This is a genomic window from Endozoicomonas numazuensis, assembly GCF_000722635.1.
In the GTDB taxonomy this organism is placed as follows: Bacteria; Pseudomonadota; Gammaproteobacteria; order Pseudomonadales; family Endozoicomonadaceae; genus Endozoicomonas_A; species Endozoicomonas_A numazuensis.
The window spans coordinates 1-6,940 of sequence record NZ_JOKH01000003.1; the positions used below are offsets into that span (position 1 = coordinate 1).

Genomic DNA, 6,940 nt, shown 5'->3' on the forward strand with positions numbered 1-6,940 from the left:
ATGTATTAAGTATTTGGGAGCTGGGTCACAGCTTGTCAGCCTGTGGAGAGGGTTCGTTGGAGTCCTCTGAGAAACAGGAACCACGGCGAAATCGTAAGAGAGTAGCCGCCTAGTAATAGGAATCCCCCAGCGACCTAGCTGGGGGAGGATGTCAACGAGTGATCGTTCGTTAATATAAAGAATAAGAGCCAGATTGATGCAAAGAAGAAGACCCCCTCTCTTTTCCTGTTGCCTGGTGCTGGGCAGTCGCCTGTCAGCAACCGCCCAGGTGATTGAATTCACTTCCGGAGAAATAGAGGAGAGGGAAGGCTGACCTCCCAACTCTCTATTGGTGCCAGTTGGAGCACAGAAAAAGCTGACAATAGTTTGGTTGCCAGAGGAAACGGTGGCCAGGCATTCAGCAGTACCATGGACGATGGTCGTTTGAACTTTAATAAAGGCGACACTTTTTCAAAGATCTTCAAAGGTATTCATGAGCTGAGTCTTAACTACAGGAATTACGGTGCATTTGTCCGGGGTAAGTACTGGTATGACCGTCGTCTGAAAGACGGTGACGTTAATCATGGTCATGTGGCTACCGGTTATGGCAACACCCGTAAAGATAAGCAACTGGATGATGGTCGCTTTGATGATCCAGCGAAATTCTCAGGAGCAGAAATTCTTGATGCTTATGTTTATGGAGATTTTGAACTGGGCGATGTGTTGATGGACCTGCGCCTGGGACGACAGGTTGTCAGTTGGGGTGAAAGTACATTTATCCGGGACGGGATAAACAGTATTAACCCCGTGGACCTGAATGCTTTCTGTCGCCCGGGGGCTGAAGTCAAGGAAGGTCTGCGTCCGGTCAATATGGTTTATGGCAACTTCAGCCTGACTGAGAACCTGACCATGGAGGCCTTCTACCAGCTCAAGTGGGAGAAGGCCGTTGTTGATGGTTGCGGCATCTTCTTTGCCGGTAGTGATGTGGTTGCGACAGGTTGTGACAAATTGACACTGTCGGGTTTTGCATTCTCTGATGAGCAAGCATTGGCCCAGAATCGCTTTATGAGAAGAATCGGGGATAAAGAGGCCAGTGATTCAGGACAGTATGGTCTGGCTTTCCGTTACTTCTCACCTGAACTGAATGACACAGAGTTTGGTTTTTATTATTTGAATTACCATAGTCGTGTTCCATATTTTGGTGGTGTCGCTGCTGCTGGGCAGCGACGAGTGAGAAGAGCTCCAACTATTGCCTATGATGGGCCGGCTTTTGCTTCTGAAGGAATGCGGACGTCAGACAATATAGATAGGTTCAATGGTGCTCCGGATCGCTACAACATGAAACTGTTGGGCAAAAAGGAGATGTTGATTCCCTACAATGCCAACCAGGTAGCTTCTCGTGATCTGAAGTATTCAGACATCATTAAAAAAGGGCATATTAATCAGGAGTATGCTCGCTATGAGCTTCACAGAGTATGGGTTGTTGAAGCAGCCCTGAAAGAAGGTGAGCGTCATATTTATGCAAAACGTGTCTTTTATGTCGATGAAGATACCTGGCAGATTGCTCATGTTGATCACTATGATGAACGGGGTGATTTATGGCGGGTAGGTGAGGGACATATGGCGTTCTTCAGTCAACCGATGATGAGCTGGTATTCATTGGGTACGCTCTACGACCTGATTGTACGGCGTTATTTTGTTGATTGGCTGATGAATGAAGAGCCAAAGCCCATCGATTTTTCTCGTACGGCCAGAAGTCGGGACTTTACGCCTTCATCTCTGCGAAGAGCAGGTCGGTAAGACTGTTGAGATAGAGTGAAAAGAGGAAAGAGTGATCTCTTTCCTCTGGGTAGATCAGGCAGACTCTAACTGTTTGATGTCAGTTTCTTTCTCTTCAACTGTGTGGCTTGGCAGTAGTTCGCCGCTTTTGTGCATGTGCTCCATCTTGCCATTGATTGCAGCGCCAGCCACCATCTCCATCACGTCGTAGTATACATTACCTTCAACATGAGCCTTGGCTGACAGTTCCAGCTTTTCAGTGGCGTAAACATCACCCATTACACGACCGTTGATTACTACATGGGCAGCCTGAATATTGCCATCTACGCTGCTGCCGGCAATTAGTTGCAACTTACCATCATTGGAGCTGACATTACCTTTGATCTTACCCTCAACATGGACGATGCCCCGAAAGCGGATGTCTCCTTCAACTTCAGTGCCTGCAGCAATTAAAGTGATCGTGTCATCGTTTCTGTTTCCACTCAACGGGTTGTCTTCTGAGCTGTTCTTGCCCCACATGGTGAACTCCTTAAAGTGCTTGACCCGAAATGCCTATAGCGAAAGAAAAAGCGGCTGACGCTCTGTTGTTTGAAACCGTAGAGCAGACCCTTTTTCAAGGCAATTTTTCAAGGAGGGAATCATCCTTCATTGGGCGGTTAGCTTCAATGTGTAAACGCCAGTAATGAGAGCTTCAGCATGAGCATTGTGACAATGGTGATTCTATAGGCATTGCAGGGCAGGCATTCCTTGACTAATACCAGACTTCATATTCTGGATTATGAGACTGAGCTGACGCGAGAGTTCCTGATGAGCTGGCTGGTGAATAATTCTGAGCGTTTTGGTCAATTGGAGAGAGATGAGGCAGGCCTTTGAGGTAAGAAACGGGTTATCTGACGCCTTTCGGAGTAACACTGCTCTTAGTACATTGCGGCATTTTTATATCAATGACACGACTTTTCCCGTAGCTGATTTCATGGAAGTGCAGATGAGGCTTCAACTGAAACATCACTTGCAGCAGGAGATACTGGATCATTCTAAACAGCTTCATCTTTCGGAGGCATTAGCGTTTGAACATCAATATCGCGTTTATCTTGTTGGTCTTCTGGATAACGCAGCCTCTTTGCTCGACAGTTTGACTTATCCACAACAGGCATACACAAGATTGGTATTGACGCCCCAGGCCGCTCGAGTGTTTCTCGAGTATCTGCTGACCACTGGAGAGATTGAACTGCCTGCGAATCTTTTATCCCCCTAACGTTATCAGGATGAGGCATCAGGAAGAAAAGGGTGTGGCCCTGATTTGAAAGGCTTCTATAGATATACAGCCAGAAACCGATCATGGTAGATAGAGACTATAACGCAAGGAAGGCGATATGAGCGGAGATTCAAACACCCAACTTTACACGTTCTCCCTGAAAGGGACAGATGACCGCTTTGATGGGCAAGAACCGGAAATTACCCTGCAGCTTTCAGTCACGCTGGAATGCTTTGACGGCATCGACAGTAAGTTCCTGACGATTTCCCTTCTCAATAGTACGGTAGCAGCCAGTCATACCGGCGATATGGTATACGACACCGATACTCACCGAGGCTGGTATACCGAGAAGGTCAATATTTATATCGGTGTAGACGGATTTGGCAATAATCCGGTGTTGGAACAGGATTACCCCAGCACCACAACCAGCGGCACCACTTTTTCAACCAGTGAGACCCTGGGAGTGACAGCAGGGGTGACGGCCAGTGATGGCGCACCAAAATTATCCATTGGTGTCTCCAACAGTACTTCCAGCAGTAGTTCCCAAACGGTTGCAGATTTTACTGTAGCTAACAATTCTGCAGACGATGAAGTGAATCATGACTATAACCTGAGCAGTACACCGAAGGGCTTATACACAGGCCCTGACAGTATCGTTATCAAGCCTTCTGCCACCGAATTTTTTGAATACGACACTTTGAGTGCAGTCACCAACAATGATGGCTCCGCCATCAGTAATTTGCCACTGGCCTCTCAGGCGGTTTACAGAACCCCCAGTGGTGATTTTACGGAAGAAGTGAATTTGCGAATCCGGGTGACTCATTACCTTCAATGTGTTTCAACCAGCCACTCGGGTGTGACGTCAACGGTCACTTATTACACGGAAGACAATCAACCGGTTTATGATCTGCTGGAAGATCTTGCTGTAAATTTCTCTGCGATCAGAAATCCAACGGTCCAGGAGGCTGACCGAGAATAGCGTCCGAGCATAAAATTCAGTAGAACGAGTCAGCTTTTTCACTGAATTTGTGCGAATAGTTGACCTATTTAAGCAAATTCAGTGGAAAAGATGGCCGTTCTTTCTGGATTTTAGGCCGGGCTGTCTATTCTAGGTCAGCCTCCTAGGAGGCTGGCGTTCTGCATCATACCGTTCGCACAGAGTTTGTCGAAGCGTATTGGCAGCATCTTTCGACAGGCTCAGGATGGACGGGATGTGCATGTGTACTAGCTCATCAGGAATCAGCCTGGCTCTGCCTGTATTGCAGAGCCAGGAAAGTTGTCTGCTGTTACGCCAGCATAGGTTTAAGGAAATGGCCTGTATGGGAAGCGTCACTTTCAGCCACGGTTTCTGGTGTCCCTTCGGCAATAATCTGGCCACCACCGTCACCTCCTTCGGGTCCCAGGTCAACGATCCAGTCTGCGGTTTTGATGACATCCAGATTATGCTCAATAACGACCACCGTATTGCCGTGATCCCTGAGTCGGTGGAGAACTACCAGTAACTGTTCAATATCGTGAAAGTGCAGACCGGTTGTGGGTTCATCAAGAATGTACAGCGTTTTGCCCGTATCCCGTTTGGAGAGCTCTTTGGCCAGTTTCACCCGTTGAGCTTCACCTCCTGAGAGAGTGGTAGCGTTCTGTCCCAGATGAATATATGACAAGCCAACATCCATTAAGGTTTGTAGTTTTCGCTTAACGGCAGGAATAGGTTCAAAGTACTCCAGGGCTTCCTCAACGGTCATTTCCAGGACTTCATGGATACTCTTGCCTTTGTATTTTACGTCCAGGGTTTCACGGTTATAACGCTTTCCCTTGCAGACGTCACAGGGCACATAAATATCCGGCAGGAAGTGCATTTCTACCTTAATGACGCCATCGCCCTGACAGGCTTCGCAGCGTCCACCTTTTACGTTGAAACTGAAACGACCTGGTTTATAACCACGGGAGCGAGCTTCCTGGGTACCGGCAAACAGTTCACGAATGGCGGTGAAAATACCGGTGTAAGTGGCAGGGTTCGATCTTGGCGTACGACCAATAGGGCTCTGGTCAATATCAATGCATTTGTCGAAGTGATCCAGTCCACTGATCTTTTTATGTTTTGAAGCCGTTAAAGTGGTAGCACCGTTCAAAGCGTGGGCTGCAATCGGGTACAGAGTGCTGTTAATCAGGGTTGATTTACCTGAGCCAGAAACCCCGGTCACGCAAGTCATCAGACCTACAGGGATTTCCAAATTAACATTCTTCAGGTTGTTGCCGGTGCAACCACTGAGTTTCAGTAGCTTTTTGTTATCCACAGGCGTGCGTTGCTCAGGCACTGCTATCTTTCTGGCCCCGGTGAGGTATTGGCCAGTCACGGACTTTTCGTTATCCATGACCTGGGCAGGGGTGCCCTGGGCAATAATTTCCCCACCGTGAACACCTGCACCAGGGCCGATATCAATCACGTGGTCAGCCATTCGAATAGCATCTTCGTCATGCTCAACGACAATGACCGTGTTACCCAGATCGCGAAGTCGGGTGAGTGTGCTCAGCAACCGCTCGTTATCTCTCTGATGAAGACCAATGCTGGGCTCATCCAGAATGTACATAACGCCCACTAAGCCTGCACCAATCTGACTGGCCAATCGAATACGCTGAGCTTCACCTCCTGAGAGAGTATCAGCACTGCGATCCAGAGTAAGGTAGTTGAGTCCTACGTTAACCAGAAAGCTCAGACGGTCGCATATTTCTTTCAGGATTTTCTCGGCGATCTCTCCTTTCTGACCGGGCAGGCTGAGCTGTTCGAAATAAGACAGTGCACGTTCTACCGGTAGCTTTACCAGATCAGGAAGCGCTTCATCCTGAATAAAGACATGCCGGGATTCCTGACGAAGACGCGTGCCTTTACAGCTTGGACAGTGCTGGGTACTCAGGTATTTGGAGAGTTCTTCCCGAACAGACTGGGATTCCGTTTCACGGAAACGACGCTCAAAGTTGGGGATAATTCCTTCAAAGCAATGGCGTTTTTTATAAACGTCGCCCCGGTCGTTGACGTAGCTGAAATCAATAGCTTCTTCACCAGAGCCATGAAGAATAATGTTCTGTTGTTCGGCAGTCAGATCATCAAAAGCGGTATCAATATCAAATCCGAAATGAGCTGCCAGCGATTTCAGAAGATGGAAGTAATAGACACTTCTGCGATCCCAGCCTCGAATAGCACCTTCTGCCAGGGTTAATTCCGGATGTTGAACAATACGGCCTTCATCAAAAAACTGTTTTACACCCAGACCGTCACAGGTAGGGCAGGCTCCGGCCGGGTTGTTGAACGAGAACATGCGAGGTTCCAGTTCATTGATACTGTACCCACAGGACGGGCAGGCAAACCGGGCAGAATAAACAATATCTTCCTGCTCTCCTTCCATAAAGCTGATGGCTGCCAGGCCGTCGGTCAATTCCAGAGCAGTTTCAAACGATTCAGCCAGACGTAACTGCAGGTCTTCTCTTACCTTGAATCGGTCGACTACCACTTCAATGGTGTGTTTCTTTTTCTTGTCCAGTTCCGGCGGGGTGTCCAGGTCAGTAACAATGCCATTTATACGGGCCCGGATAAAACCCTGGGCTCTCAGCTCACTGAAAACATGAAGGTGCTCACCTTTTCTGTCTCTGACCACAGGCGCTAACAGCATCAGTTTGGTGCCTTCAGGCAGAGCGAGCACCTGATCCACCATCTGACTGACAGTCTGGGCTTCAAGAGTTAAATGGTGCTTGGGGCATCGGGGCGTGCCGGTTCTGGCAAACAGCAGTCGCAGGTAGTCGTATATTTCAGTGATGGTACCGACGGTAGAACGAGGGTTATGGCTGGTGGATTTCTGCTCTATTGATATAGCGGGTGATAAACCTTCTATGTGATCGACATCCGGCTTTTCCATCATGGATAGAAATTGTCTC

General features: G+C 48.2%; 6 protein-coding genes. 4 read left to right on the plus strand and 2 right to left on the minus strand.

Going from position 1 to position 6,940, the window contains the following annotated elements; all coding sequences use genetic code 11:
- Window positions 1-276: 276 nt before the first annotated feature.
- Window positions 277-1,779 carry a DUF1302 family protein gene (locus tag GZ78_RS27465; RefSeq protein WP_081869840.1) on the plus strand — a complete coding sequence of 501 codons (1,503 nt, stop codon included), beginning with the start codon at window positions 277-279 and terminating at the stop codon, window positions 1,777-1,779.
- A 54-nt stretch (window positions 1,780-1,833) separates the two neighbouring features.
- Here GZ78_RS27465 and GZ78_RS12890 read toward each other — a convergent pair whose 3' ends face one another.
- On the minus strand, window positions 1,834-2,277 hold the full coding sequence (locus GZ78_RS12890; protein ID WP_034836769.1) for a bactofilin family protein: 444 nt from the start codon (window positions 2,275-2,277) through the stop codon (window positions 1,834-1,836).
- 228 nt (window positions 2,278-2,505) lie between these two features.
- Between GZ78_RS12890 and GZ78_RS30665 the strand changes: the two genes are divergently transcribed.
- The 3 genes from GZ78_RS30665 (at window position 2,506) to GZ78_RS12900 (ending at window position 3,992) form a co-directional block, all read left to right on the plus strand.
- Complete coding sequence (locus GZ78_RS30665; RefSeq protein WP_269078766.1) at window positions 2,506-2,631, plus strand: hypothetical protein; 126 nt, start codon at window positions 2,506-2,508, stop codon at window positions 2,629-2,631.
- 112 nt (window positions 2,632-2,743) lie between these two features.
- Complete coding sequence (locus GZ78_RS12895; RefSeq protein ID WP_152558704.1) at window positions 2,744-3,013, plus strand: hypothetical protein; 270 nt, start codon at window positions 2,744-2,746, stop codon at window positions 3,011-3,013.
- Window positions 3,014-3,131: 118 nt separating this feature from the next.
- Window positions 3,132-3,992 (plus strand): hypothetical protein, encoded by an 861-nt coding sequence (locus tag GZ78_RS12900; RefSeq protein ID WP_034836775.1) that lies wholly within the window; start codon window positions 3,132-3,134, stop codon window positions 3,990-3,992.
- Between the two features lie 307 nt (window positions 3,993-4,299).
- Here GZ78_RS12900 and uvrA read toward each other — a convergent pair.
- The coding region (uvrA, locus tag GZ78_RS12905; protein WP_034836778.1) for an excinuclease ABC subunit UvrA at window positions 4,300-6,940 on the minus strand (2,641 nt) is incomplete at its 5' end.

Excerpts from the sequence above, each read along its gene's own strand:
- GZ78_RS12890 (WP_034836769.1), bottom strand. The coding sequence starts at position 2,277 with ATGTGGGGCAAGAACAGCTCAGAAGACAACCCGTTGAGTGGAAACAGA.
- GZ78_RS12895 (WP_152558704.1), top strand. The coding sequence starts at position 2,744 with ATGAGGCTTCAACTGAAACATCACTTGCAGCAGGAGATACTGGATCAT.
- GZ78_RS12900 (WP_034836775.1), top strand. The coding sequence starts at position 3,132 with ATGAGCGGAGATTCAAACACCCAACTTTACACGTTCTCCCTGAAAGGG.